Below are 25,694 nucleotides of genomic sequence, written 5' to 3' on the forward strand. Positions count from 1 at the left end.
ATACAGCAAGCCTACACCCGGACCTTGCCGTCGCCGGTCAGCATGGACAACTCCACGAAGCGCGGCTTGCCGGACTGCGGCTTGAAGACCAGCGGGAAGCCGGCCACCTGCTGGCCATGCATGGCGTCGAGCGCGGCCACCAGGCCGTCGCGCGTGGGCTTGCCCGAGGCCGATGCCTGGCGCAGCGCATCGGCGAACACGCGCGCCGCCAGATAGCCTTCCATGCTGGAGTAGTTGGGCGTCAGCTTGCCGCCGCCCTTCTGGATGGCTGCCAGGAAATCGCGCGTGATCTGGCGCGAGGTCTGGAAGGGCGAGGGCACGACCTGGGTGACGACCACCCCTTCGGCATCCTTGCCCAGCGTCTCCGACAAAGCCTGGGCACCCACGAAGGACACGTTGTAGAACTGCCCGCCAAAGCCCGCCTGGCGCGCCGCGCGCACAAAGGCCGCGCTGGCCGAGTAGGTGACGATCTGCACGATGACATCGGCGCCCAGCGGCACCAGCGTCTTGACGGCCGCCGCCACATTGTTCGAGTTGCGCTCCACCGTGGCCGCGCCCACGGGCTCCAGCCCCTTGGCGGCCAGCGCCGCCTTGACACCGGCCAGGCCTGACTCGCCATAGGCATCGTTCTGGTGCAGCACGGCCACCTTCTTCAGGCCCAGGCCCGTGAGGTGGCGCACCATCAGCGCCGTCTCGTCGGCGTAGGAGGCGCGCACGTTGAAGACCAGGTGGGCCAGCTGGGGCTGGCGCAGCGCATCGGCGCCCGTCAGCGGTGCGAACAGGGGCACGCGCGCCTTTTGCAGCAGCGGCAGCGCGGCCATGCTGGTGGAGGTGCCCACGTAGCCGAACAGGGCGAACACGTCGTCGGACAGGAAGCGCTGGGTATTGGCCGCGCAGCGCTCGGGCTCGTAGCCGTCGTCCATCACGCGCAATTCGATGTTGCGCCGGGCAATGCCCCCCTGCGCGTTGAGCTGTTCGAAGTACAGCTTGGCGCCTTCATGGAAGGGCTGGCCGATCTGTGCCGCGGGGCCCGTCATCGGGCAGGACTGGCCCAGCACGATGGTGCCTCCCGCGTCCTGGGCGCGCACTGCGCCGGTCCAGGTGGCGGCAGCAGCCGTGCTGGCTGCGATGAACTGTCTGCGGCTGAACGCCGTCTTGGGTCGGAGCATGAACTTGCCTGTTTTTGTCACTGGAATCGGCGCCGTTGCTGCGTGCAGCCGGCTGCAAGGGTCCGCATAATAAAGACAAGCGGCGATTGCGGCATGCAAGACCGGCACCGCCCCTTGCCCGTGACGGCCTTTTCCTGTTTTCCCGGCTTTTCACGGTTTTTTCGCAAAGTACCCACCCTGTCCGAGACCGCTGCCACCATGTCCTCCGCCTCGTCCCCACTCCAGGCCACCTCACAGGTGCTGGGCGCCTGCCCCCATGACTGCCCCGATACCTGCTCGCTGGTGACCACGGTCGAAGACGGCATCGCCAAAAGAGTCCAGGGCAACCCCGCCCATCCGCACACGGGCGGCGTGCTCTGCGCCAAGGTCAGCAAATACACCGAGCGCAGCTACCACCCCGAGCGTGTGCTCACCCCGCTGCGCCGCGTGGGCCCCAAGGGCTCCGGGCAGTTCGAGCCCGTGGGCTGGGACGAGGCGCTGGCCGACATCGCCGCGCGCCTGCAGTCCCTGGCGGCGCGCGACCCCGAAACCATCCTGCCCTACAGCTACGCAGGAACCATGGGCCTGGTGCAGGGCGAGAGCATGGACCGGCGCTTCTTCCACCAGCTCGGCGCCTCGCTGCTGGACCGCACCATCTGCTCCAGCGCCGGGGGCGAGGCCCTGAACCTGACCTACGGCGGCAAGCTGGGCATGCGCGTGGAGCATTTCACCGAAAGCCGGCTCATCCTCATCTGGGGCAGCAACAGCATCGGCAGCAGCCTGCATTTCTGGCGCTATGCGCTGGAGGCCAAGCGCAACGGCGCACGCCTGGTGTGCATCGACCCGCGCAAGACCGAGACTGCCGACAAATGCCACGAGCACCTGCAGCTGCTGCCCGGCACCGATGCCGCCCTGGCACTGGCCCTGATGCACGAGCTGATCACGCACGGCTGGCTGGACCATGACTACATTGCGCGCCACACGCTGGGCTGGGAGGAACTCAAGGCCCGCGCCCTGCAGTGGCCGCCCGAGCGCGCGGCCCAGGTCTGCGGCCTGCCCGTGGAGCAGATCCGCCAGCTGGCGCGCGACTACGGCACCACCACGCCTGCCGCCATCCGCCTGAACTACGGCGTGCAGCGCGCGCGCGGCGGCGGCAATGCCGTGCGCGCCATCGCCTGCCTGCCGGCCCTGGTGGGCGCCTGGCGCCACCGTGCGGGCGGCCTGCTGCTGTCCGCCTCGGGCGCCCTGCCCGCGCAGCGCGCCCGACTGCAGATGCCGCACCTGATGGGCGAGCGCCGCCCGCGCTCCATCAACATGAGCACCATCGGCGACGCCTTGCTGCACGAAGGCGGCAACGGCTTCGGCCCGCGCGTGGACGCCATCGTGGTCTACAACAGCAATCCCGTGGCCGTGGCGCCCGAGTCGGCCAAGGTGGTGGCCGGCTTTGCGCGCGAGAACCTGTTCACCGTGGTGCTGGAGCAGTTCATGACCGACACGGCCGACCTGGCCGACTACGTGCTGCCGGCCACCACGCAGATCGAGCACTGGGACATCCACGGCAGCTACGGCCATACCGACGTGCTGCTCAACCGCCCCGCCATCGCGCCGCTGGGCCAGGCGCGCAGCAACGGCCAGATCTTCCGCGACCTGGCCGCGCACATGGCGCGGCATGACGACGCCTTTGCCGCCGCCCATTTCCAGACGGGAGACGAGCAACTGTGCCGCGAAGCCTTCGAGGGGCGCGGCGTGGACTTCAACGAGCTGCTGGACAAGGGCTTTGCCACCCTGACCCTGCCCGAGGCCCCCTTTGCCGAGGGCGGCTTCGCCACGCCCTCGGGCCGCTGCGAATTCACCAGCGCCGAGCTGGCGCGGCGCGGCATGGACCCGCTTCCCGACTACCTGCCCAACTACGAAACCGCCGAAACGGATGCGCGCTACCCGCTGGCCATGATCTCGCCGCCGGCACGCAACTTTCTCAACAGCAGCTTCGTCAACGTCAAGAGCCTGCGCACCATGGAAGGCCGACCGCTGGTGGAGCTGCACCCCGACGACGCCGCCCCGCGCGGCGTGGCCGAGGGCGACCGCGTGCGCGTCTTCAACGACCGGGGCAGCTACGAATGCCACGCCACCCTCAACGGCCGCGCGCGCCGGGGCGTGGTCAACGGCCTGGGCATCTGGTGGCGCAAACATGGCGACAACGGCACCAATGTCAACGAGCTGACCCACCAGCGCCTGACCGACCTGGGCCGCGCGCCCAGCTTCTACGACTGCGCGGTGCAGGTGCAGCGGCTGGCCTGAGCCCCGCCCCGGAGACGGGCGATTCCTGCGCAATGGCGTCTGGCGCATCGGCACAATGGACCGCATTGCCACCACCGACAGGAGATGCCCATGCTGCAAACCGCCGTGGTCGCCGTGCGCGACCGTGCCCGGCTGCAGGAAATCGTCGGCGTGCTGCTGCGCTTCGGGCTGGCCGACCTGGTCGACACGCTGGGCCTGGCCCGCTTCGCGCCGCGCGGCAGCCAGCCCCATCCCGAGCATCCACTGGATGCCAGCCGCCCCGAGCGCCTGCGCATGGCCCTCGAACACCTGGGTCCCAGCTTCGTCAAGCTGGGCCAGATCATGGCCACGCGCTCGGACCTGCTCGCGCCCGAATGGACGGCCGCCCTGCAGCAATTGCACAGCCACGCCGCCCCGCTGCCCTGGGAGACGGCCCAGCCGTTGATCGAGCAGTCGCTGGGCCTGCCCGTGGAGCAGGTGTTCACGCATTTCGATCCCGTGCCGCTGGCCTCGGCCTCCATGGCCCAGGTGTACCGCGCGCGGCTGCCTGCGGCTGAAGACCGGGATGACCGGCAAGACCAGGAGGACGGCAGCGGCAGCGGCAGCGGCAGCGACAGCGACAGCACCCCTGCGGCCAGCGCTGCCGACATCGAAGTCGTGGTCAAGGTCCAGCGCCCCGGCCTGCGCCCCCAGATCGAGGCCGACCTGCGCCTGCTAGAGCACCTGGCGCTGCTGGCCCAGGAACAATGGCCGCAGCTGGCACGCTACCGCCCGCGCGAGGTCACGCGCCAGCTGGGCCAGGCGCTGCGCGAGGAACTGGATTTCACCGTCGAAGCCCACAACGGCGACGCCGTGGCGCGGCACTTCGCGGCCCAGCCCGAGATCGTCGTGCCGGCCATCCACTGGGCATTGAGCGGGCCGCGCCTGCTGGTGCAGGACTTCGTGCCGGGCGTGCCGGCCTCGGCCGTGGGTGCGGACCCCGCGCTGGACGGCCCGCTGCTGGCGCGCCGTGGCGCCTGCGCGTTTTTGCAGATGGTGCTGCGCGACGGCCTGTTCCACGCCGACCCGCACCCGGGCAACCTGCTGGCCCTGCCCGGCAACCGCGTGGGCTTCATCGACTTCGGCATGGTCGGGCGGCTGTCGCCCCAGCGCCGCCGCCAGGTGCTGGGCCTGATGCGCGCCCTGGTCGAGGGCCAGGGCCGCAGCCTCTCGGGCGTGCTGCTGGAATGGGCTGCCGAAAGCGAAATGCCCGGCCGCGCCCCGCCCTCGGCCGCGCGCATCGAGGCCGCCGTGGACCGCTTCGTGACCCGCCATGGCCCCGGCGCCAGCAACGGCCGCCTGGTCATGTCCCGCGCGCTGCAGGACTTCATGGCCCTGGCCCGCGAAACCGGCGTGGCCCTGCCCGCCGACATGGCGCTGCTGCTCAAGGCCCTGATCACGGCCGACCAGGTGCTGCTGCAGCTGGACCCGCAATTCGACGTGGTGCAGACGGCCACGCCCCTGGTCAAGGCCCAGCTGCTGCAGCGCTACTCCCTGCGCAGCCTCGCGCGCCAGCGCCGCGCCGCCATGGCGCAGTGGCTGGAACTGGCCGACGACGCGCCGCACACCCTGCGGCTGGTGATGCAAAGACTGCGCTCGGGCCGGCTGCAGGCCGACCTGGACATACGCCATATCGACCGGCTTTCACTGGCATTGGAACGCGCCGCCACCCGCCTGGCCCTGGCCGTGGTCTCCGGCGCCTTCATCCTGGGCCTGGCCCCCGGCCTGCTGACCATGGGCCCGCGCCTGTGGGGCATCCCCCTCTTCGCCGCCCTGGGCGTGGCCGGCGCCGCCGCCAGCCTGGCCGTCCTGTTCACCACCATGCGCAGGCAGAAGGCGCTGGATTGATCGCTGGATTGGCGATGAGCAACGCCCAAAGGCACCAGCGCCCAAACCCGCCACGGCCCAACCCAGAGACACCGAGGAAGGGCCTACGCCGGCCGCGCCGCCCCGCACCGAGGGTGTCGCCGGCTGCCCGTACGCCCCCTCCGCGAAGCGAGAAGGGGCGCCGTGCAACGGGCGACGTGCAACGGGAAGGCGCGCAGCGCCTCAGGGGGTCAGTCCAGCTTCACGCCCGCGCTCTTGATGATGGCGCCCCAGCGCTTGGACTCCGCACGCGACATGGCCAGGAACTGCTCGGGCGTGCCGGGCAGCGCCTCCATGCCGAAGTCCTGCATGCGCTTGACCACGGCGGGGTTGGCCAGCGCCTTGTTGAGTTCGGCGTTCAGGCGCTGCACCACGGCGGGGGGCATCTTGGCCGGGCCCAGGATGCCCTGGAAGGCATAGACCTCGGTATCGGGCACGCCGACCTCGGCCAGCGTGGGCAGCTCGGGCAGGCTGGGCACGCGCTTGCCCGTGCCGATGGCCAGGGCGCGCACCTTGCCCGACTGGATCACGGGCAGCCCAGAGGCCAGGTCCAGGAACATGCAGGGCACCTGGCCGCCCATCACGTCGGCCAGCGCAGGCGCCGCGCCACGGTAGGGGATGTGCGTCAGGAAGGTGCCCGTGCGGTTCTTGAACATCTCCATGGCCAGGTGGTGGGGCGAGCCGTTGCCGGGCGAGGCGTAGTTGACCTGGCCCGGATGCGCCTTCACGTAGGCCAGGAATTCCTTGAAGGTCTTGGCCTCGAAGTTCGGGTTCACCACCAGCGCCATCGGGAAGCGGCTGATGCCGCCGATGTAGGTGAAGTCCTTTTCGGGGTTGAAGAACAGCTTGCTGAACAGGTGCTCGTTGTAGGCCAGCACGGCGTTGTCGGCCGACATGATGGTGTAGCCGTCGGGCTTGGCCGTGGCCACGATCTGGGCGCCGATGTTGGTGGAGGCGCCGGGGCGGTTGTCCACCACGATGGTCTGGTTCAGCGTCTGGCGCATGGCCTCGGCCACGGTGCGCGCCAGCACGTCGGTGCCACCGCCGGGCGGATAGGGCACGACCCAGCGGATGTTGCTGGCGGGCCAGTCCTGCGCCTGTGCAAAAGGCGCGGCCATGCCGGCGGATGAGGCCGCCACGGCGGCCAGGAATTGTCTACGGTCCATTGTTGTCTCCTGTGGGATGGGTGTGGATGGGTCCTGGCCGCGCCCTGTTGCTTTTGTTCATGGAGGCGGCGGCCGTGTGTTTCAGGGCGGGCTGGCTGCGGGGAACTCCACGCGCTGCACCTTGAAGCCCTGGGCCGCCAGCAGCGCCGGCAGGCCGCGCGTGCCCACCATGTGCAGGGCGCCCACGGCGGCGAACACGCTGCGGCCGGAACGGATCTGCCGCGCCACTTCGCGCGCCAGGCCGGGGTTGCGGCCATAGACCATGCGGTCGTAGTCGGCGCGCTCGGCGGCATTGGCCATGCAGTCGCACCAGTCGGGCAGGCTCTCCAGCAGGTGGATGCGGCCATCGGCCCAGACGCGTGCGATCAGGCCCAGCTTCTGGGAGGCGATGCCGCTTTCCAGCTGGCGCAGGCCGGACTCCACCGTCTCGGCCACGCGCGCGGGGTCGTCCGAGACCAGCTCGCGCAGTTGCAGCTCGGGTGTCTCCAGCGACAGCACGGGCTTGCCCAGGGCCAGCGCCACGCCGGCCAGCGAGAAATCGATGCCATAGGACGCGTCCAGCGCCTCGCTGCGGCCGGCCAGCGACAACAGGGAGATCACCTGGGCGTCGGGGCGCAGCAGGGCCAGCTCGGGGCCGGCGCAGGCCAGGCGCCTTTGCTCCTCAAGCCGGCGCTGGAGGTCGCCGCGCAGCGGCGGCGCATCGGGCCGCGCCTGCATGCCTGCGAACAAGACCTTCATGACCTCGGGATCGAGGATGTTCAGCTCCAGCGCCAGGCTGTCGGAGGCGCGCAGCGCGTCCGCCACCGTGGGGCCGGGCACGCTCCAGTCAAGCTTGGCCGCGTGCATGGTCCCGTAGAGCCAGCTGGTGCGGCCCCGGTGCTCGATGCGCCACAGCAGTCCACGGTCCTGCGCCTTGCGCTGCATGGCGCGGATCTCGTCCGGGCTGGGCATGCGCGCCTCGGGCGGGCAGGTGACGGGATCCGCGGCCGGGGGCGCCGCGAATGCCGCGGCCAGCGGCGACAGCGCCAGCGCGGCCAGGCCGGCGCGCAGCGACCTGCCCGCCAGGCGCCACCAGGGTGCGCAGACGCGGCTCATTCGGCAGGCTCGACGATGTTCTGGTCGATGGCGCCGAAGATGCTCTGGCCGTCCTTGCCCTTCATCTCGATGCGGATGGTGTCGCCGAAGCGCATGAACTCGGTCTTGGGCGCGCCGTCCTGGATGGTCTCTATGCAGCGCTTCTCCGCAATGCAGCTGTAGCCCTTGGGCCACTCCATGCGCCGGTTCTTGCCCTTGCCGCTTTCCACGCCCTTGTTGCTCACGGTGCCGCTGCCCACGATGGAGCCGGCGCGCACATTGCGCGTCTTGCAGATATGGGCGATGAGCTGGCCGAAGTGAAAGCTCATGTCCTCGCCCGCATCGCACATGCCGACCTTGCGGCCGTTCCAGGTGGACTGCAGCGTCAGGTGCAGGCGGCCGCCCTTCCAGGCGTCGCCCAGCTCGTCCAGCGTCACGGCCACGGGGCTGAAGGAGGTGGCGGGCTTGGACTGGAAGAAGCCGAAGCCCTTGGACAGCTCATTGGGGATCAGGTTGCGCAGGCTCACGTCGTTGGCCAGCATGACCAGGCGCACGCCGCCCAGCGCACGCTCGGGCGTGGCGCCCATGGGCACGTCGGCGGTGATGACGGCGATCTCGGCCTCGAAGTCGATGCCCATGGACTCGCTGGGCACCACCACATCGTCGCAAGGGCCCAGGAAATCGTCGCTGCCGCCCTGGTACATCAGCGGGTCGGTGTAGAAATTGGCGGGCACCTCGGCGCCGCGCGCCTGGCGCACCAGCTCCACATGATTGATGTAGGCCGAGCCGTCGGCCCATTGGTAGGCACGCGGCAGCGGCGCCATGCACTGGCGCGGATCGAAGGCAAAGGCATGGACCGCCTTGCCGCTGTTGAGCAGGTGGTACAGGTCCTGCAGCTGGGGCGCCATGTAGCTCCAGTCGTCGAGCACCTGCTGCAGGCGGCTCGCTATGCCGGTCGCATAATGGGCCTGGCTCAGGTCGCGTGACACCACGACCAGTTGCCCGTCCCGCGATCCGTCCTTGTATGTGGCAAGTTTCATGCTGCTCCCCCGTGCCGCCGCCGCGCGCCACGGCATCCGGGCAGCGGCCTGGATACCCATGGCGACGCAGCCACGAATTACGATAAGTTAAATTGATTTAACTAAACAAAACCAAATTCTATTGCAATGGACAAGGAACGCGCAGGGATTCAATCGGTCGAGGTCGGTTTTACGTTGCTGGAGGCGCTGACGCGCGCCCGGGGCCCGCAGATGCTCAAGGACCTGGCGTCCGACGCCGGCATGAGCGCCGCCAAGGCCCACCGCTACCTCGTGAGCTTCCAGCGCATCGGCCTGGTCACCCAGGACGCGCGCACCTCCCGCTACGACCTGGGCCCGGCCTCGCTCAAGCTGGGCCTGGCCTCGCTGGCCCGGCTGGACCCCGTGCGGCTGGCGCGCGAACGCATGCCCGCACTCATGGAGCGCATCCACCACACGGCGGCCATCGCCGTCTGGGGCAACCACGGGCCGACCATCGTGCACTGGGAGGAAAGCGCCCAGTCGGTCACCGCCAACCTGCGTCTGGGCGATGTCATGCCCATGCTGGCCTCGGCCACCGGGCGCTGCTTCGCGGCCTGGCTGCCGCGCGAGGTCACGGCCCCGCTGCTGGAGCCCGAAGTGGACAAGGCCCGCCGCATCCAGCGCAAGGACCTGCCGCTCACGCCCGAGGCCATAGACGCCATGCTGGCCGAGGTGCGCGAGCGCGGCACCGCCCGCGTGGTCGATACCGTGCTGCCCGGCATCGTGGCCTTTTGCACGCCGGTCTTCGACTCCTCGGGCCATATCGTGCTGGGCCTGACCACGCTGGGCTCGATTGCCACCTTCGACCCCGAATACGGCGGCGCCATCGATGCGCCCCTGCGCGAAGCCTGCGTGCAGCTGTCCCAGGACCTGGGCTGGAATGCCTGAGATGAAGCTACACCCCCTGAGTCGCTTCGCGCCTTCCCCCTGGAAGGGGGACGACAGCCTCGCTGCGGGGCGGCGCGGCCGGCGTAGGCCCTTGCTCGCTGTCCCTGGCCTTGGGCCGCGCCGGTTTCATGGGCTGTGGGTGGCGCGCAGCACTATGGATAACTGACATGAGCCTACGCCAGCGCGCCCTGCCCGCCCTCACCGCCATGGTGCTGGGCGTGCACGCCCTGGCCCTGCTGGGCCTGCCGCTGTGGAGCCAGGTATCGGCGCCGCACACCGAGGTGGCAGCCATGCAGACGCGGGCGCTGTCCCTGCCCGAGCCACCTGCCCCCCCGCCTGCAGCGCCCGTACCCGCACCGAAGGCGCCTGCGCCCAAGCCGCAGCAGCCTCGCCCCAAGATCCAGCACCCGGCACCCGCCGCGCCCACCGCACCCGCGCCCGAGCCGCTGGACACGCCCATCCGCGAAACCGTGGAGCCCTTGCCGATGGCCGCAGCGCCGGAGCCTGCCGCATCGGAAGCCTCTGAAACCGCCGATGCCGGCAGCGGGGCAACCCCGGCCACGCCGTCGGCGCCGCCCGCTCCCAAGCCCGAACCCGAAACACCGCCCACTCCCTCGGCCGGCCCGGCCCAGGGCATGGCCATCACCTCGCCCGATGGCACGCCGCTGGCCTCCGACGCCCCCGTTCCCGTGCAAATGCCCGATCCCGCGCGGCTGTCGTTCGCCGTCACCGGCCAGGCCAAGCGCTTCAACTACTCGGCCAGTGCCGAGCTGGTCTGGCGCCATGCCAACGGCCAGTACCAGGCCAGCCAGGAAGTCAGCCTGTTCCTGCTGGGCTCGCGCTCGCAGACCAGTGAAGGCCGCATCACCGACAGGGGCCTGGAGCCCAGCCGCTTCAACGACAAGGCACGCAAGGAGCAATCGGCGCAGCTGGCGTTCGACCAGAACCTGGCGCACTTCAGCACGGGCGCGCCCGATGCCGCCATCGCGCCCGGCGCGCAGGACCGGCTCAGCGTGTTCCTGCAACTGTCGGCCCTGCTGGCGGCGGCGCCGCAGCGCTACCCGGCGGGCACGCAGATCAGCTTCATCACCGTCAGCGCACGGCGCGCCGACCGCTGGACCTTCCGCGTGGGCGAGACCGAGACGCTGGACCTGCCCTCGGGCAGTACGCAGGCGCTGCGGCTGGACAAGATCGCGGCGGCCGGCGATGACCAGCAGGCCTCGCTGTGGCTGGCGCCGTCCATGCAATACCTGCCCGTGCGCATCCGGCTGGCGCAGGACAACGGCGACTTCGCCGACCTGCAGCTCAAGGGCCGCCAGGCACCCTGATCGCGGGTAGGCCGGCACTTGCAGGCACCGCTGCCGCCCGCCTACCACAGCGCGGCCTGCGGCGCACGCCGCCGCGCATGCCAATCCGTGGAATACTGCATGCAAGTGCCTGTGATAGATCGGGACCCCCACGGTTCTTGAAATCCGGCGCTTCGCAGCCATGTAGGCTGTGCGACGCCCGGCAACGGGCCAGAAAGGGAACACCATGCAAATGCTTTACGACTCCGAATCTTTTGTGGTGCTCCATCTGCGTCCCGACATGGATCCGGATGCAACGGCTGGCAATGAGGCAGTCGACACCGCCCGCCAACTGCCACGCCACGGCTTCGAGATCGTGGACAAGCGCTCGGGCAAGGAGGTCTACCTGGACGGTTCCTGGGCCGAGATGTTCCAAAAGCAGATCATTGCCTGGCAGCTCGACGCCCCCACCGAGGAAGAGGTGGAAGACGCGCTGGATCGCTACGCAGGCCTGGCCCAGCAGCCCGTCGTGGTCCACTGACAGCACACAGCGCACGGCCCCCTGAAGGGGCCGCGTGCCAAGCCCGCCGCAGGTTCTCTGCGGCGGGCTTTTTCTTTGGGCGCGGCCATTGCGCGGACCCTGGTGCTTTCACCGATCCGCAGCCTGCGCCTCCTGCCTAGAATCCTGAGCGCAGGTTCAAGATTTGAAGACCATCTGTGAGATGGTCTTGTCACGCCTGTGTGGTGTGCGCCGGCCTCTTGCAGACAACCAGGAGGCAGCGATGCAAACCACAGGCCACAGCATTCGTGGCGTTCAGGATGTCATCTCGTACATCGACGCACGCCAGGGCATTTCAGGCCGCGCCGGCACCATCTGGTGGCTGGCACTCGGCGGCCTTTTCCTCGACGCCTTTTCCAACTCCGCGCTCAGCGTGGGCCTGGGGCCCATGACGCGCGACCAGCAGCTCACGCCGACCGAGGTGGCCTGGATGACGTCGCTGGCTTCCTGGGTGTCCATCGCCTTCAACCCCATCGGCGGCTGGATGGCCGACCGCTGGGGCCGCATGCGCCCCCTGGTCATCGCCAAGGTGCTGGCCGTGGCCGGCGCGCTGCTGGTCAGCATGGCGCCCGACTACGCCACCATCCTCTTCGGCCGCTTCTTCGTGGGCGCGGCCTATGGCATCGACTTCGCCATCGCCATGGCGGTGCTGGCCGAGTTCACGCCCGCCCGCCTCAAGAGCCGGCTCAATGTCTGGCAGGGCATGTGGTACATGGCCGTGTGCAGCAACCTGGTGCTGGCGCTGTGGTTCCACTCCTGGGACGTGGGCGATTCGCTGTGGCGCTACTCGGTCGCGGCCACGGCCGTATTCGGCGTGTTCATCCTGGGCATGCAGGCCGCGCTGCTGGTGGAAAGCCCGACCTGGCTGGCACGCAAGGAGCGGCTGGACGACGCGGCCCGCGCCATGACGCGCATCTATGGCCAGACCTTCAGGGCAGCGCCCCTTGCCGAGCGCCTGCCCGTGCTCAACCCGGCCCGGCGCGGCCTGGCCAATGTGCTGCTGATCTTTCGCGGCATCTACCTGCCGCGCACGCTGCTGGCGGCCACGGTGCAGATAGGCCAGTCCATCCAGTACTTCGCCGTGGGCTGGTACCTGCCGCTGATCAGCGCCTCGCTGTTCGGCAAGGATTTCCGCGAGGCCACGCTGGGCGCGCTGGTGTTCAACGTGTTCGGCATCGTCGGCGGCTTCCTGTCGCCCGTCATCGGGCGCCGGCTGGGCCTGCGGCGGGCCTCGGCCTTCGGCTTTGCGCTGGTGTTCCTGATGCTGCTGGTGCTGGGCCTGTTCAACGGCCGCATGCCCATCTGGCTGGCCGTGGCCGTGCCCTCGCTGTTCATCCTCTTTCACTCGGGCGGGCCCGGCGCCAACGGCAAGAGCCTGTCCACGCTGTCGTTCCGCAGCGAGCTGCGCGCGGGCGCCAATGGCGTGATCGGTGCGCTGGGCGCCATGGGCGCGGCGCTGGGGCTGCTGGTGTTCCCGCTGTTCCGCCAGCAGTACGGGCTGGAGAACACCTTCCTCATCCTGTCCGTGGTGCCGCTGCTGGCCAGCATCGTCTGCTTTTCCATCCGCTGGGACCCCACGCGCACCACGGTGAATCCCGACGACGAGCCCGGCGCGCCCCAGTTCGCGGAAGACACCGCCCCGCCCGCCAAGGTCGCTCAAACCACCGCCTGAAAGAGACCACCCCATGCACCATGAAGCCGTGATCCTTTGCATAGACGAAGGCACCTCGGGCACGCGCGCCGCCGTCGTGGGACGCGACGGGCAGGTGTCCGCCCAGGACTATCTGCCGCTGGAAATCCACTGCCCGCGCCCCGGCGTGGTCGAGCAGGACGCCGACCTGCTGCTGGAGCGCACGCTGGACGTGTGCCGCCGCGCCATCGCCCGCGCCCAGGGCAGCGGCCAGCAGATCGTGGCCCTGGCCATTGCCAACCAGCGCTGCTCGGCCGTGCTCTGGGACACGGCCACGGGCCGGTCGCTGGCGCCCATCATGGTCTGGCAGGACTCGCGCTACCGCGACGAACTGGCCCTGCTGGCCGGCGACTGGGATGCCCGGCTGATCCGCCACGCGGGCCGGCCCGTGGGCGTGCGTTCGCCCTACCTGTGGGCTGCGCGCAAGCTGCGTGAGGATGCGGCCGTGGCCCGTGCCTGGCAGCAGCGCCGCCTGGCCTTCGGCACCATCGACTCCTGGCTGCTGTGGCATCTGTCGGATGCGCGCGCCGTGGTCACCACGCCCACCAATGTGACCTCGGGCAACGCCTATGCATTGGGCGATCACCGTTATCTGCAGGACTGGCTGGACGCGCTGGAGTTTCCCGCCGAGCTGCTGCCCCGCCTGTGCGAGGACGTGCAGGACTTCGGCCGCACGCGCACCGAGCTGCTGGGCCTGGCCGTGCCCATCCTGGCCTGCGCAGGCGACCAGCATGCGGCCGCCGTGGGCCTGGGCTGCCTGGAGCGGGGCCAGGCGCTGTGCGTGCATGGCACGGGCAGCTTCGTCGATGTGCTCACGGGAACAAAGCTGCCCGCGCATGACGCGGCCCATGAAAGCTCGCTGACCATGACGGCGCGGCGCATGGGCGGTGTCTCGCGCTATGCCATCGAGACCTATGTGCCCACCACGGGCTCGGCGCTCAACTGGATCTGCGAGAAGCTGCAGTGGTTCGACAACCCGCAGCAGATCAGCAACCTGGCCCGCGAGGCCGAGACGCCGGCCGACCTGGTCTTCATCCCCGCGCTCACGGGCCTGCGCCTGCCGGCCATGGAGCCGGGCGCGCGGGCCTCGATCTCGGGCGTGTCCATGGCCACCTCGCGGCCTCAGCTGGCGCGCTCCATCCTCGAAGGCATTGCGCATTCCGTGGCCTCCTGCGTGCAGGCGGACGAGGCGGCCTCGGGCACCGAGGTGGGCGAGCTGCTGGTGGGCGGCGGCCTGTCGGGCAGCGATGCGCTGCTGCAGATCCAGGCCGACCTGAGCGGCCTGCCCGTGCGACGCCTGGCCGATACCGACAAGGCCAGCCTGCGCGGCATCGCCTTCATGGCCGGCAGCGCGGGCCTGCTGTGGGACGGGCTGGAGCAGGCCTGCGCCACGCTGCGCACCGAAGCGGTCTTCACCCCGCGCATGGCCGCCGACGAGCGCGGCGAGCGCCGCCGCATCTGGCGCGCCCGCGTGGGCGACGAACTGGCCCGCGCCCGGGCCCCCGGCCGCAGCGCCGCCCTGGAGGGCTGCGCATGATGCAATGGCCCTTTGGCAAGGAGCGCAGGGACAGCGCCGCACTGACCCAGACCGCGCCGCTGCAGCTGCAGCGCGCGGACCAGCTCGCGCGGCTGGGTGACGAGGCCTTCGACCTGTTGGTCATCGGCGGCGGCATCACCGGCGCCTATGCGGCGCTGGACGCCAGCCTGCGCGGCCTGCGCGTGGCGCTGGTGGAGAAGGACGACTTCGCCTCGGGCACCTCGTCCAAGTCCTCCAAGATGGTGCACGGCGGCCTGCGCTACATCGAGCAGGGCAACCTGGGACTGGTGCGGCACTCGCTGCTGGAGCGCCAGCGCCTGCGCCGCAATGCGCGGCACCTGGTGCAGCGCCTGCCCTTCCTGTTTCCCGTGATGGAGCGCGACGGCGTCTTCGACGCCCGCCTGGCCAAGGCCTTCGGCAGCCTGCTGTGGACCTACGACCTGGCCGGCGGCTGGCGCGAAGGCATCCTGCACCGCAAGCTCGGCAAGGCCGAGGTGCTGTCGCACTGCCCGAGCTTTCGCGAAGAGCAGCTCCTGGGCGGCTACATGTACTTCGACGCGCGCGTGGACGATGCGCGGCTCACGCTGGCCGTGGCGCGCACCGCAGCCTTCCACGGCGCGGCCGTGCTCAACCACTGCCAGGCCACCGCCGTCACGCGCAACGCCCACGGCCGCGTGGATGGCGCCATCGTCCAGGCCGATGGCCGCGAGATCACGGTGCGCGCGCGCAGCGTGGTCATGGCCACGGGCGTGTGGCTGCGCGACTGGGATGGCCGCAAGCCCGGCCAGGAGCCCCGGCTGCACGTGCGCCCCGCAAAAGGCGTGCACGTGGCCATTCCCTGGCTGCGCATACGCAACGACTGCACCGTCACCATTCCCGTGCCGGGCCGCAGCCGGCGCGCCACCATCACGCGCTGGGGCGATGTCTCCTACCTGGGCACCACCGACGAGGACTACGCAGGCGGCCTGGACGATGTGCACTGCACGCGCACCGAGCTGGACTTCCTGCTCGAAGGCGCGCGCTCCGCACTCAGGGTGGACCTGTCGCCCGAGGACGTGGTCGGCTCCATCGCCGGCTGCCGCCCCCTGGTCGGCCCGCCCGGCGGCAAGACCGTGGAGATGAAGCGCAACCACGAAATCCATGTGGCGGCCGACGGCCTGGTCACCATCGTGGGCGGCAAGCTCACCACCTCGCGCCACATGGCCGAGCAGACCGTGGACGCCGTCGAGAAACTGCTGGGCCGGCGCACGCGCTGCACCACCACCTCGGCCTTTGTGCTGGGCGCAGCCGGCTACGACGCCCAGGCCATCACGGCCACGGGCGGCCTCTCGGCCCACCTGGGCGAGCGCTACGGCACGGAGGCGCGCTTCGTCAGCGACCTGCTGGCCGCACGCCCCGAACTGGCCCGGCCCATCGTCCAGGGCCTGCCCCATACCGAGGCCGAGGTCCTCTACGCCGTGCGCCACGAAATGGCGGCCAGCGTGGACGACGTGCTCTCGCGCCGCCTGCGCGCCCGCCTCATGGCGCGCGATGCCTCGGCCCACGCCGCGCAGCGCGTGGGCGACATCCTGGCCGATGAACTGGGACTGACACCCGCGCAGGTCGCGCAACAGGTCCACGACTACCGCCGCGCCGTGGAGCGCGAAAAACAGATTTTGATGGGAGACATCCAATGCTGAGCAAAGACGCAATCGCCCGCGGCTACAACCGCCGCAACTACGTGGTGGGCGCCCCCACGACACCGGGCTGGGCGGCGCAGGCTGCACCCGCAGCCGACCGCCCTGCCTCCGAAGGTCCTGCCTGCGGCCTGCAGCACGAACCCGTGGCCGTGCCCGAGGCTGCGCTCGCCGCGCTGCGCGCCGCCTGCGACCGCGTGCAGACCGAGCGCGCCGACATCGTCGCCGGCACGCGCGACTGGTGGGCCCGCACCATGGTGGCCGAGACCTCGGGCCACCCGGCCACGCCGCAGGCCGTCATCGCCCATGCATCCACCGTGGAGCAGGTGCAGGCCGTGATGCGCATTGCCGATGCGCACGCCATTCCCGTCACCGTCTCGGCCGGGCGCAGCAACGTCACGGGCGCGGCCCTGCCCCTGCGCGGCGGCATCGTGCTGGACCTGTGCGAACTCAATCGCTTCATCGCCATGGACGAGCAAAGCCAGATCGTCGAGGTCGAGGCCGGCATGTTCGGCGACGTGTTCGAGGAAACCATCCAGCGCCGCCACGGCATGACCATGGGCCACTGGCCCTCGTCCTTCGGCATCAGCACCGTGGGCGGCTGGGTGGCCTGCCGGGGCGCGGGCCAGCTGTCCACGCGCTACGGAAAGATCGAGGACATGGTCCACGGCATGGACGTGGTGCTGGCCGATGGCCGCCTCGTCACCGTGGGCGGCTATGCGCGCGCGGCCATCGGGCCGGACCTGCAGCAGCTGTTCATCGGCTCGGAAGGCACGCTGGGCGTGATCGTGCGCATCCGCTTCAAGCTGCACCGCCTGCCCGACCACGGCCGCGCCATCGCCTATGGCTTCGCCAGCTTTGCCCAGGGCCTGGAGGCCTGCCGCCAGATCCTGCAGCAAGGCGCCAACCCCGCCGCGCTGCGGCTGTATGACGCGCTGGAAAGCGGCGTGCAATTCGGCCGCAGCGACCTCAACGTGCTGCTGATCGCCGACGAAGGCGCGCCCGAGATCGTCGATGCCGTCATGGCCATCTGCGAACGTGTGTGTGCACCCTTGGGAGAACGGCTGGACGGCGCCGCCACCCTGGAGCGCTGGCTGGACACGCGCTACCTGACTGGCAAGAGCGCCGAGGGCTTCAAGAAAGGCCCGGGCTTCGTCGCCGACACGCTGGAGATGTGCGGCCCCTGGAAAGACCTGCCGGCCATCTACGAGGAAGTGGTCGCCGCCCTGCAGGCCATCCCCGGCACCCTGGCCGGCTCGGCCCACCAGTCGCATGCCTATGTGGATGGCGCCTGCCTGTACTTTTCGCTGCGCGGCGAGGTGGCCGTGGACCAGCGTGCCCAGTGGTACCGCGCAGCCTGGGACGCGGCCAACGCCGTGCTGCTGCGCCACGGCGCCACGCTCAGCCACCACCACGGCGTGGGCCTGCTGCGCGCGCCCTACATGCGGCAGTCGCTGGGCCCGGCCTTTGCCCTGCTGGAGGCCACCAAGCGCATGCTGGACCCCAAGAACCTGCTCAACCCCGGCAAGCTGGGGCTGGACCTCTGACATGGGCCGCCCGGACAACTCCCTGGGCGCGCGGCTGGCGCGCCGCCCCGTCATCGCCACCCTGTACGGGGCCGAGCAGATGGACGCGCTGCTGGCCAGCCAGGCCGAAGTCGCCATCGTCGCCAACATCGAACTGCGCCGCCTGCGCTCGGTGATCTCCACCATCACCGGGGCGGGCAAGATCGCCATCGTCAACATCGACAGCTGCGACGGCATCTCGCCCGACAAGGGCGGCGTGGACTACCTTGTGGACCTGGGCGCCAGCAGCCTGCTGTCCACGCGCGTGGCCACCATCCAGCGCGCCAACAAGGCCGGGCTGCTGACCATGCAAAAGGTCTTCGTCACCGACCGCTCCACCTGGCCGCGCAGCATCAAGGCCGTGGAGCAGAGCGACCCCAACCTCGTGCAGATCATGCCCGCCCCCATGCTGGCCCACATCACCGAGGCCGAGCGCCGCATCCTGCCGCCCCTGGTGGCCTCGGGCTTCGTCTGCAGCCAGGACCAGGTCCAGCAGGCGCTGGCCGGTGGTGCGATTGCGGTGTCTACCAGCGACAGTGGGCTGTGGTGAGGTGGGCCCTAGGCCGTGCGCGACGCGGCCGGCCCGCGCGCCTCCACCCAGCGGAACAGCGGCGCCACCAGCAGCAGCACGGCGATCAGCCGGCAGACCTGGAAGGCCGTGACCACGGGCACGCCCAGCTGCAGCACCTTGGCGGTGATGGCCATCTCGGTGATGCCGCCCGGCGAGGTGCCCAGCAGCAGCGTGACCCAGGGCAGGTCCACGGCCAGGTGCAGCAGCCAGGCAAAGCCCGCGCAGATCGCCATGAGCCCCACGGTGCCCACGGCCACGGAGCCCAGCCAGCGCGGCGCGGTGTGCAGGAATTCGCGCTTGAAGCGCACGCCCAGGCTGATGCCGATCACCAGCTGCGCCGCATTGACCAGGGCCTGGGGCACGGCTGACAGTTCCTGGCCGCACATGGTCAGCAGCATGGACACCAGCAGCGCGCCCAGGAACCAGGGGTTGGCCCGCTTGAGCCGGTCCATGGCCCAGGCGCCCAGGCCCGTGAGCACGGCCAGCAGCGCCAGCCCCGGCCATTCGACGATGCGGATGCTGGGCGGCGTCAGCCCCTCCAGCCCGTGCAGGCCGCTCCACTGCAGCGCAAACGGAATGCTCACGGTGACGATGACCAGGCGCAGGCTGTGGCTGGCCGCCACCAGGTCGGTGCGCGCGTTCTCGCGCTCGGCCAGCAGCGTCATCTCCGACGCCGCGCCAATGGCGCCCGCGAAATAGGTGGTGGCGCGCATCTCGCCCGCCGGTATCTGCGGCATGCGCGGCGCATGCACGCGGTACAGCCAGGCGCCGAAGCCCCAGCCCAGCAGCAGCGCCCAGACGATGGCCACGGCAATCGCCCACCACAGCCCCGCGATCAACTGCACCACGGCCGGCGTGAAATACAGGCCCAGCGAGGCGCCGATGATCCACTGCCCCCCGTTGCGCAGCCGGCCCGCGCTGGCCGTGGGCGCGCCCAGGATGGAGGCCAGCGAGGTAGCGATCAGCGGCCCCAGCATCCAGGGCAGCGGCGTGCGCAGCCACAGGCACAGCTGGGCGGCGGCAAAGGCGCCCAGCAGGGTCAGTGCGATGCGAAGCAGGAAAATGGGGCGGCGCTCGGGCATGGCAGGCGAGGCGGGACAGGTTCAAAGCCTGCGAGTATCGCCGCGCCGGCTCCCGCGCGCTGCCGGCGGCGCTATCTCCGTGACAGGTCCGCGCCGCGCCGCACGGCCATCTCACGGCCCATGGCCGCCTGCGTTGCCTCTGGCAGCAGGCCGCGCGCCCGCGGGTAGGCCAGCCGCTCTTCATTCTCGACATGGCTGGCATAGCAGGCCGCGAAGCGTTCGAACACCGCCTCGTCAGCCGCGCCAAAGCCCTGGCAACGCCCCTCGGCCATGTCCAGCAGCGGCTGGCGCGCCAGCGCCCAGTCGGCGCTCATCAGGCCGTGCTCGCGCTGCAGGCGCTGCACCAGGGCCACGGTCTGCGCATCGCCCTGCTCCAGCAGCGGCGGGAAGACATGCAGCTCCTCGTCCTCATGGTGCAGCGGCGCCGCCTGGTCGAAGTAGCGCAGGATGTCGCGCGCCGCCTGGCGTGCGCTGTCGTCGCAACCTTTGGTCTGGAGATGCACGCGCAGCCGGTCCAGCAGCGCCAGCATGCGCAGCACGCGCTCGTGGCAGGCTTCGAGCATCTCGAAGGGCTGGTCGAAGCCCGTGCCGGGCGCGCGCCAGCCGGGCACGGCATCGCCCTGCGGGCGCGGGGCCACGAACACTTTCATCCACAGCTCCCCAGATGGCCGCAGGCCGTGCAGTACTCGCAGCCGTCCTTGCGGATCACGGCATGGGCGCCGCATTCCTCGCATTTGCGGCCGGCCATGACCATGGGGTCGGTGGCCAGAGCTTCGGGCTCGGGCAGCGGCGATGGGGCGGGCGGTGCGCCGCTGCCGCGCCGGGCCAGGATGTTCTGCACCGCATAGGCGATGGCGGCCACCTCGGAGTCGTGCCACATGGGCACGCGCGCGCCGTCTTCGCGCTGGTGGGTGCCCAGGCGCACAGGGCCCCGGTCCCAGGCCACCTTGCGCATGTCGCTCAGGGCGCGCTCCAGGAAGCCGCCGCGCGCGGCCAGTGACAGCAGGCGCATGCTGGAGGTCACCCATTGCTGGGATTCGCCGCTCTGGCCCACGGGCATGAAGAATTCGATGGCGCGGTCCACCGTGCGGCCATCGGGCAGGACCACGGGCAGGAAGGAGACGACCAGGTACAGGCGCTTGGGGCCTTGCTGGGTCCAGTACTCGATCTTCTCGGCCACGGCGTCCAGCGCGCCCTGCGGGCGGCTTTCTATCACGGTGCGCAGCGGGTCGGGTGCGGAAGCCGCGGCCCCTGCCGGCGCGGGGGAGGCCGGCTTTTCAGCAGATTCGGGCGCATGGGTCTCGAGCACAGCGCCCAGGATGGTGTTGGGCCGGTAGGTGGCCAGGCCCTTGAGGCCGGCCTTCCAGGCCTGGCGGTACAGGTCCTTGAAGTCCTCATAGGGATAGTCGGCGGCCACGTTGACGGTCTTGGAGATCGCCGTGTCCACGAAGGGCTGCACGGCCTGCATCATGGCGATGTGGCCGGCCGCAGGCATCTGCAGCGCGCTGACGAAGTAGTCAGGCAGCTGCTGCACGTCGCCGCCCAGCGAGCGGTACAGGCGCCAGGCATGGTCTTCGACCGCGTACTCGGCGCTGCCGCCATCGGCCGTGCGTTTCTTGCGCTTGTAGGTCCAGGAGAACGGCGGCTCTATGCCGTTGGAGGCGTTGTCGGCAAAGGCCAGGCTGACCGTGCCCGTGGGCGCGATGGACAGCAGGTGGCTGTTGCGTATGCCGTGCTGGCGTATGCGCTGGCGCAGCGCCTCGGGCAGGCGGCTGGCGAAGGTGCCTTCGGCCAGGTAGCCATCGGCGTCGAACTTGGGGAAGGCCCCCTTCTCGCGCGCCAGCTCCACCGAGGCGCCGTAGGCCGCATCGCGCATGCGCTCGGCAATGCGCGCGGCCATGGCCCGGCCCTCGGGCGCGTCGTAGCGCAGGCGCAGCATGGCCAGCGCATTGCCCATGCCGGTGAAGCCCACGCCGATGCGCCGCTTGGCCTCGCTTTCCTCGCGCTGCTGCGGCAGCGGCCACCAGGTCAGCTCCAGCACGTTGTCCAGCGCACGCACCTGCACGGCCACGGCGCGCTCGAAGGCCTCGAAGTCGAACGCAGGCTCGCCCGCGAAGCCGAACGGATGGCGCACGAAGCGCGTGAGGATGACGGGGCCGAGGTCGCAGCAGCCGTAGGGCGGCAAGGGTTCTTCACCGCAAGGATTCGTCGCCGCGATCTCCTCGCAGTAGCGCAGGTTGTTGTCGTCGTTGATGTGGTCCAGGAAGAGGATGCCGGGCTCGGCGAAGTCGTAGGCCGAGCGCATGATGGTGTCCCACAGCGTGCGGGCGGGCAGGGTCCGGTAGACCCACTGGCCGTCGGCGCGCTGGTGGGCACCCTGCTCCAGCAGGGCGGTGCCGGGGCGGGCGCGGTGCACCAGGTGCCAGGGCTGGTCTTCGGCCACGGCTTGCATGAAGGCGTCGCTGACGCCGACCGAGACGTTGAAGTTGTTCCAGCGGCCCGGCGTGCGCTTGGCGGTGATGAATTCGAGCACGTCGGGGTGGTCGATGCGCAGCACGCCCATCTGGGCGCCGCGCCGCGCGCCCGCGCTTTCCACGGTGGCGCAGGACTGGTCGAAGACGTTGATGTAGCTGCACGGGCCCGAGGCCAGCGAGGCGGTGGCGCGCACCTCAGCGCCGCGGGGGCGGATGCGCGAGAAGTCGTAGCCCACGCCGCCGCCACGGCGCATGGTTTCGGCGGCTTCGCGCAGGGCTTCATAGATGCCGGGGTAGCCGCCGTCGTCCACGCCCTGGATGCAATCGCCCACGGGCTGCACGAAGCAGTTGATCAGCGTGGCCTGCAAGTCGGTGCCGGCCGCGCTCATGATGCGCCCCGCGCCTATGGCGCCGGCCTGCAGGTTGGCCAGGAACAGGGCCTCGCATTCGGCGCGGCGCGCTTCGGGCTCGACCGAGGCCAGGGCGCGGGCCACGCGGGCGTAGAGCTCGCCCACGCCGGTCTCGCCGTCCTTGAGGTATTTCTCGCGCAGCACATCGAGGCTGATGGGCTGCAGATCCGCCGCGTCCTGCGCGCGGCCCAGGTTTTCGCGATGCATTGGCATGGCTCCCGTGTTGACTTGCCTGCCGCCGTCCCTGGCACTTGCTCGGGCCTCAGTCGACAAGCACTTGTCCATCATGCTCCACGTAGGGCGGGTACGGCCCGGTGCCGCTGTGCGGAGCTTGAGATGCCGCAACAAAGCGGCCGGTCTGGACATCGAAGACATGGACTTCGCCGTCTTCGATGACATAGTGCCATCCGTGCAGGCTGAGCTGCCCGGCCTCTACCCGCGATCGCACCATGGGATAGTCCATCAACCGTTCGAGCTGCAGCACGACGGCGCGCTGCTCGGTGCGGCGCAGCGCCTCGGGGCCGGCCTGCACGGGCAGCACGGCCTCGCGGCCCAGGTCCAGCCAGCGCTGCAGGTTGCGCGCCTCGGGCGAGACCTCTCCATACAGGGCCTTGATGGCCCCGCAGTGGCTGTGGCCGCAGACCACGATGCGGCTGACCTGCAGGTTGAGCACGGCGAATTCGATGGCCGCCGCCGTGCCGTGGTGGCCGTGCGATCCGTCGTACGGCGGCACGAAGGCGCCCACGTTGCGCACCAGGAACAGCTCGCCCGGCGGCGCCCCCGTGAGCAGGTAGGGCACCAGGCGCGAGTCCGAGCAGCCGATGAACAGCGTAGTGGGATGCTGGCCCTTTTCGACCAGGGTGCGGAACTGCGCGCGGTACTGCGGGAAGGCGTGCTCGTGGAAGCGCCGCAGGCGCAGCAGCAGTTCGTCATCGGGCATGGGCACGTCCCCGGCTATTGCACCAGCGGCGAGTCGGCCGCAGCGATGCGCACGCCCACCACTTCGGACTGGCCGGCCAGCAGTTGCAGGTACTGGTGGAGCGCGCTCACCCAGGTCTGCTGGTGCAGGGCCTGGGCGACGGCCGGGCGCGCCTGCTGCCAGTCGGGCAGAACGCCCGCCTCGCGCGCGCAGACCTCAACCACGTGCAGGCCGAAGCGGCTGTGCACCAGGCGCGGCAGCACGCCGATTTCCTGGGAGGCAAAGACATCGCGCGCGAATTCGGGCGCGCAATCGCTGCGGCCCAGCCAGCCCAGTTCGCCGCCGTGCTGGCCGCTGGGGCAGTTGGACCATTGGCGCGCGGCCTCGGCAAAGCGCAGGCCGCCGTCGTCGGCGCAGCGCAGCTCGATCAGCAGGGTCTCGGCCCGCTGGGTGAGGGCGCGCACGTCCACGCCGGGCGTGACGGCAAACAGCACGTGACGCAGGCGCACGCGCTCGCCCTGGGCGAAGCGCGCGGGGTTGGCATCGAAGTGGCGGCGGCAGGCGTCCTCGCCGGGCTCGGGCAGGTGCAGCGATTGCTCCAGCAGCTGCTCTATGGCCTGGGAGGCGCGCTCGCTGATGACGCCGTCGTCGCCGGCCGCATCATCGGCGCCCAGCAGGCCTTCACGCTGGGCCGCCTGGCGCAGCAGCTCGGTGCAGGCGCGCTGGCGCAGTTCGCGCTCGGGCGGGCGCTGTCCGGGTGCGTGCAGCGGCGTGTTGTTGATGCGGGCCACCTCGGCACCGGCCTCGCCCACGGGCTGGAAGGCCGGCACTTCGGGAATCGCCGGGAGATCCCCCATCGGGGCAGAAGAAGAAGAAGAAGAAGAAGGGGTTGGAGACGCGCAGCCGCAGTGGCCGCCGCCCGATCCGTTGCATCCATGTTCCATGTCGATCTCCTCAATGGCCGGGCTTGGCGTCACGGCGTGCCGCTGATGCGGGCAGGCCCAGGCGGCGCGAGCGCACCAGCTGGTAGGGGCGCAGCAGGTAGACCAGGGTGCCGAAGCCGCTCCAGACGTGGACCAGGCGCGTGAAGGGGAAGACCAGGAAGATGCTCATGCCCAGGAACATGTGGGCCTTGAACACCCAGCCGGCATCGGCCAGCAGTTCGGCAGCGCCGCCACGGAAGGTGACGATGCGCTGCGCCCATTCGGCCAGGGCCATCATCATGGAGCCGTCCATGTGCTTTGCCGACAGCGGTATGGTGGCCAGGCCCAGCAGCAGCTGCAGCCACAGCAGCCAGAGGATGGCGATGTCGCTGAACCTGGAGTTGGCGCGGATGCGCACGTCCGACAGCCGGCGGTGCAGCAAGATGGTGAGGCCGATGAAGCCCAGCGTGCCCGCGATGCCGCCGCTGACCATGGCCAGCAGCTGCTTGGCGCCTGCGGCCATGAAGGGCTCGTAGACGAAGTGCGGCGTGAGCATGCCCACGGTATGGCCGAAGAACAGGAACAGCACGCCGATGTGGAACAGGTTGCTGCCCCAGCGCAGGCTGCCGCTGCGCAGCAGCTGCGATGAATCGCTCTTCCAGGTGTACTGGTCGCGGTCGAAGCGCAGCCAGCTGCCGATGAAGAACACGGCCAGGCAGATGTAGGGGTAGAGGCCGAAGAGCAGGTGGTCTATCCAGGAGGGGGTCATGTCAGGCTCCTTTGGCGGGGTCCTTGGGCTTGGGGCGCCGCCGTGCGGCGCACGAAATGCACGGGCTGCTCGGCGCCGGGGCGGGATTTGCCCTGGCTGCTGCAGCCGTCGAAGGCGGCGGGTTCGGCCCAGGCCTCGTCCATGGCGGGCTCGGGGCGGATTTCCACGCGCTCGGCCCTGTGGCCGGTGATCTCCAGCACGGCCGCGATCACGCTGGCGTAGGGGCTGTCGCGCCGCGCCAGCGCCGTGAACAGGGCGTTGAGGATGTGGGCCATCTCGCCCAGGAATTCACGGGCGATGGCCGGCGGCTGGGTGGAGGCGAACTCCAGCACCACGGCCAGGTGGTCGGGCAGTTCGTCGGCCTCGAAGGCCAGGCCCGCGCGCTCGTAGGTCTGCTGCAGGTCGATCAGCGCCGGGCCCCGGTCGGCCGAGTCGCCGTGCACATGCTCGAACAGATGCAGCGAGGTCTGGTGGCCCCGGTCGAAGGTGTCCACGTAGCGGGCCTCGGCCTCGAAGGGGTCCATGGCCTGCAGCTGCTCGGCCAGCTGCTGCAACTCGCGCAGCCGCGCGGGCGCCACGGATTGCTCCAGGCGCAGGGCGTCGATCAGGCCCGGCAGCAGGGCGCGCAGCTCGGCGCCCGGGTAGCCGATGAGGCAGGCCAGCGCGCGCAGCGTCAGGCGCACGGGGGTGGAGGTGTTGTGATTGAACATGGCGGCA

Annotated in this window: 21 protein-coding genes; 10 read left to right on the forward strand and 11 right to left on the reverse strand. The window is 70.3% G+C overall.

The features are described from left to right. Positions 1-11: 11 nt before the first annotated feature. Complete coding sequence (locus tag IB269_RS13020; RefSeq protein ID WP_012203062.1) at positions 12-1,169, reverse strand: ABC transporter substrate-binding protein; 1,158 nt, start codon at positions 1,167-1,169, stop codon at positions 12-14. Between the two features lie 198 nt (positions 1,170-1,367). Between IB269_RS13020 and IB269_RS13025 the strand changes: the two genes are divergently transcribed. Beyond that, positions 1,368-3,446 (forward strand): molybdopterin-dependent oxidoreductase, encoded by a 2,079-nt coding sequence (locus IB269_RS13025; protein WP_192367329.1) that lies wholly within the window; start codon positions 1,368-1,370, stop codon positions 3,444-3,446. 90 nt (positions 3,447-3,536) lie between these two features. Then, on the forward strand, positions 3,537-5,312 hold the full coding sequence (locus tag IB269_RS13030) for an ABC1 kinase family protein (RefSeq protein WP_192367330.1): 1,776 nt from the start codon (positions 3,537-3,539) through the stop codon (positions 5,310-5,312). A 209-nt stretch (positions 5,313-5,521) separates the two neighbouring features. Here IB269_RS13030 and IB269_RS13035 read toward each other — a convergent pair whose 3' ends face one another. The 3 genes from IB269_RS13035 to IB269_RS13045 all read right to left on the reverse strand — a co-directional run bounded on the left by IB269_RS13035 (position 5,522) and on the right by IB269_RS13045 (position 8,610). Beyond that, the gene (locus IB269_RS13035) at positions 5,522-6,496 is read right to left on the reverse strand and encodes a Bug family tripartite tricarboxylate transporter substrate binding protein (protein WP_192367331.1); all 975 of its coding nucleotides are present in this window, start codon (positions 6,494-6,496) and stop codon (positions 5,522-5,524) included. Between the two features lie 81 nt (positions 6,497-6,577). Further along, on the reverse strand, positions 6,578-7,591 hold the full coding sequence (locus IB269_RS13040; RefSeq protein WP_192367332.1) for a TraB/GumN family protein: 1,014 nt from the start codon (positions 7,589-7,591) through the stop codon (positions 6,578-6,580). Continuing rightward, positions 7,588-8,610 (reverse strand): fumarylacetoacetate hydrolase family protein, encoded by a 1,023-nt coding sequence (locus IB269_RS13045; protein ID WP_034390060.1) that lies wholly within the window; start codon positions 8,608-8,610, stop codon positions 7,588-7,590. Before IB269_RS13045 ends, IB269_RS13040 begins: the two co-directional genes overlap by 4 nt. A gap of 126 nt (positions 8,611-8,736) precedes the next feature. On the opposite strand from IB269_RS13045, the gene IB269_RS13050 reads away from it, so the two are divergent. From IB269_RS13050 to IB269_RS13085, 8 genes are all read left to right on the forward strand, one after another. After that, entirely contained in the window at positions 8,737-9,516 is a 780-nt protein-coding gene (locus IB269_RS13050; RefSeq protein ID WP_012203056.1) for an IclR family transcriptional regulator, read from the forward strand. A 167-nt stretch (positions 9,517-9,683) separates the two neighbouring features. Beyond that, entirely contained in the window at positions 9,684-10,844 is a 1,161-nt protein-coding gene (locus tag IB269_RS13055; RefSeq protein WP_192367333.1) for a DUF3108 domain-containing protein, read from the forward strand. Positions 10,845-11,049: 205 nt separating this feature from the next. Next, positions 11,050-11,343, forward strand: coding sequence for a DUF3567 domain-containing protein (locus tag IB269_RS13060; protein ID WP_012203054.1), 294 nt, complete (start codon positions 11,050-11,052; stop codon positions 11,341-11,343). Between the two features lie 241 nt (positions 11,344-11,584). Continuing rightward, on the forward strand, positions 11,585-13,033 hold the full coding sequence (locus tag IB269_RS13065) for an MFS transporter (RefSeq protein WP_192367334.1): 1,449 nt from the start codon (positions 11,585-11,587) through the stop codon (positions 13,031-13,033). Between the two features lie 13 nt (positions 13,034-13,046). Next, entirely contained in the window at positions 13,047-14,588 is a 1,542-nt protein-coding gene (locus IB269_RS13070; protein WP_192367335.1) for an FGGY family carbohydrate kinase, read from the forward strand. After that, on the forward strand, positions 14,585-16,267 hold the full coding sequence (locus IB269_RS13075; protein ID WP_088165927.1) for a glycerol-3-phosphate dehydrogenase/oxidase: 1,683 nt from the start codon (positions 14,585-14,587) through the stop codon (positions 16,265-16,267). The genes IB269_RS13070 and IB269_RS13075 overlap by 4 nt, the downstream gene beginning before the upstream one ends. After that, entirely contained in the window at positions 16,261-17,811 is a 1,551-nt protein-coding gene (locus tag IB269_RS13080; RefSeq protein ID WP_012203050.1) for an FAD-binding oxidoreductase, read from the forward strand. The genes IB269_RS13075 and IB269_RS13080 overlap by 7 nt, the downstream gene beginning before the upstream one ends. 1 nt (position 17,812) lies before the next feature. Continuing rightward, positions 17,813-18,379 carry a glycerol-3-phosphate responsive antiterminator gene (locus tag IB269_RS13085; RefSeq protein ID WP_034390045.1) on the forward strand — a complete coding sequence of 189 codons (567 nt, stop codon included), beginning with the start codon at positions 17,813-17,815 and terminating at the stop codon, positions 18,377-18,379. Positions 18,380-18,387: 8 nt separating this feature from the next. Here the strand turns inward: IB269_RS13085 and IB269_RS13090 are convergent, their stop codons facing one another. From IB269_RS13090 to narJ, 7 genes are all read right to left on the reverse strand, one after another. Beyond that, a complete protein-coding gene (locus IB269_RS13090) occupies positions 18,388-19,482 on the reverse strand; it encodes an AbrB family transcriptional regulator (protein WP_043820322.1) in 1,095 nt (364 codons plus the stop codon). A 71-nt stretch (positions 19,483-19,553) separates the two neighbouring features. Continuing rightward, entirely contained in the window at positions 19,554-20,132 is a 579-nt protein-coding gene (locus IB269_RS13095; RefSeq protein ID WP_192367336.1) for a hemerythrin domain-containing protein, read from the reverse strand. Beyond that, positions 20,129-22,573 (reverse strand): adenosylcobalamin-dependent ribonucleoside-diphosphate reductase, encoded by a 2,445-nt coding sequence (locus IB269_RS13100; protein ID WP_192367337.1) that lies wholly within the window; start codon positions 22,571-22,573, stop codon positions 20,129-20,131. The genes IB269_RS13095 and IB269_RS13100 overlap by 4 nt, the downstream gene beginning before the upstream one ends. A gap of 55 nt (positions 22,574-22,628) precedes the next feature. Further along, positions 22,629-23,306 (reverse strand): carbonic anhydrase, encoded by a 678-nt coding sequence (locus IB269_RS13105; protein WP_192367338.1) that lies wholly within the window; start codon positions 23,304-23,306, stop codon positions 22,629-22,631. A 14-nt stretch (positions 23,307-23,320) separates the two neighbouring features. Beyond that, positions 23,321-24,142: a peptidylprolyl isomerase gene (locus IB269_RS13110; RefSeq protein ID WP_192367339.1), complete on the reverse strand. Its 822-nt coding sequence runs from the start codon at positions 24,140-24,142 to the stop codon at positions 23,321-23,323. 97 nt (positions 24,143-24,239) lie between these two features. Then, entirely contained in the window at positions 24,240-24,977 is a 738-nt protein-coding gene (gene narI, locus IB269_RS13115) for a respiratory nitrate reductase subunit gamma (RefSeq protein WP_192367340.1), read from the reverse strand. Further along, entirely contained in the window at positions 24,974-25,687 is a 714-nt protein-coding gene (narJ, locus tag IB269_RS13120) for a nitrate reductase molybdenum cofactor assembly chaperone (RefSeq protein WP_047326399.1), read from the reverse strand. The genes narI and narJ overlap by 4 nt, the downstream gene beginning before the upstream one ends. Between the last annotated feature and the right edge of the window lie 7 nt (positions 25,688-25,694).

The sequence above is a fragment of the Delftia sp. DLF01 genome (assembly GCF_014852125.1).
Classification (GTDB): domain Bacteria; phylum Pseudomonadota; class Gammaproteobacteria; order Burkholderiales; family Burkholderiaceae_C; genus Comamonas; species Comamonas acidovorans.

Bases quoted from the DNA above. Each gene is read 5' to 3' on its own strand.
- IB269_RS13085 (WP_034390045.1), top strand. From the start codon at position 17,813: ATGGGCCGCCCGGACAACTCCCTGGGCGCGCGGCTGGCGCGCCGCCCC.
- IB269_RS13105 (WP_192367338.1), bottom strand. From the start codon at position 23,306: ATGCCCGATGACGAACTGCTGCTGCGCCTGCGGCGCTTCCACGAGCAC.
- IB269_RS13035 (WP_192367331.1), bottom strand. From the start codon at position 6,496: ATGGACCGTAGACAATTCCTGGCCGCCGTGGCGGCCTCATCCGCCGGC.
- narI (WP_192367340.1), bottom strand. From the start codon at position 24,977: ATGACCCCCTCCTGGATAGACCACCTGCTCTTCGGCCTCTACCCCTAC.
- IB269_RS13045 (WP_034390060.1), bottom strand. From the start codon at position 8,610: ATGAAACTTGCCACATACAAGGACGGATCGCGGGACGGGCAACTGGTC.
- IB269_RS13075 (WP_088165927.1), top strand. From the start codon at position 14,585: ATGATGCAATGGCCCTTTGGCAAGGAGCGCAGGGACAGCGCCGCACTG.
- IB269_RS13065 (WP_192367334.1), top strand. From the start codon at position 11,585: ATGCAAACCACAGGCCACAGCATTCGTGGCGTTCAGGATGTCATCTCG.
- IB269_RS13070 (WP_192367335.1), top strand. From the start codon at position 13,047: ATGCACCATGAAGCCGTGATCCTTTGCATAGACGAAGGCACCTCGGGC.
- IB269_RS13025 (WP_192367329.1), top strand. From the start codon at position 1,368: ATGTCCTCCGCCTCGTCCCCACTCCAGGCCACCTCACAGGTGCTGGGC.
- IB269_RS13090 (WP_043820322.1), bottom strand. From the start codon at position 19,482: ATGCCCGAGCGCCGCCCCATTTTCCTGCTTCGCATCGCACTGACCCTG.
- IB269_RS13060 (WP_012203054.1), top strand. From the start codon at position 11,050: ATGCAAATGCTTTACGACTCCGAATCTTTTGTGGTGCTCCATCTGCGT.
- narJ (WP_047326399.1), bottom strand. From the start codon at position 25,687: ATGTTCAATCACAACACCTCCACCCCCGTGCGCCTGACGCTGCGCGCG.
- IB269_RS13030 (WP_192367330.1), top strand. From the start codon at position 3,537: ATGCTGCAAACCGCCGTGGTCGCCGTGCGCGACCGTGCCCGGCTGCAG.
- IB269_RS13100 (WP_192367337.1), bottom strand. From the start codon at position 22,573: ATGCATCGCGAAAACCTGGGCCGCGCGCAGGACGCGGCGGATCTGCAG.
- IB269_RS13050 (WP_012203056.1), top strand. From the start codon at position 8,737: ATGGACAAGGAACGCGCAGGGATTCAATCGGTCGAGGTCGGTTTTACG.
- IB269_RS13020 (WP_012203062.1), bottom strand. From the start codon at position 1,169: ATGCTCCGACCCAAGACGGCGTTCAGCCGCAGACAGTTCATCGCAGCC.
- IB269_RS13080 (WP_012203050.1), top strand. From the start codon at position 16,261: ATGCTGAGCAAAGACGCAATCGCCCGCGGCTACAACCGCCGCAACTAC.
- IB269_RS13040 (WP_192367332.1), bottom strand. From the start codon at position 7,591: ATGAGCCGCGTCTGCGCACCCTGGTGGCGCCTGGCGGGCAGGTCGCTG.
- IB269_RS13095 (WP_192367336.1), bottom strand. From the start codon at position 20,132: ATGAAAGTGTTCGTGGCCCCGCGCCCGCAGGGCGATGCCGTGCCCGGC.
- IB269_RS13055 (WP_192367333.1), top strand. From the start codon at position 9,684: ATGAGCCTACGCCAGCGCGCCCTGCCCGCCCTCACCGCCATGGTGCTG.
- IB269_RS13110 (WP_192367339.1), bottom strand. From the start codon at position 24,142: ATGGGGGATCTCCCGGCGATTCCCGAAGTGCCGGCCTTCCAGCCCGTG.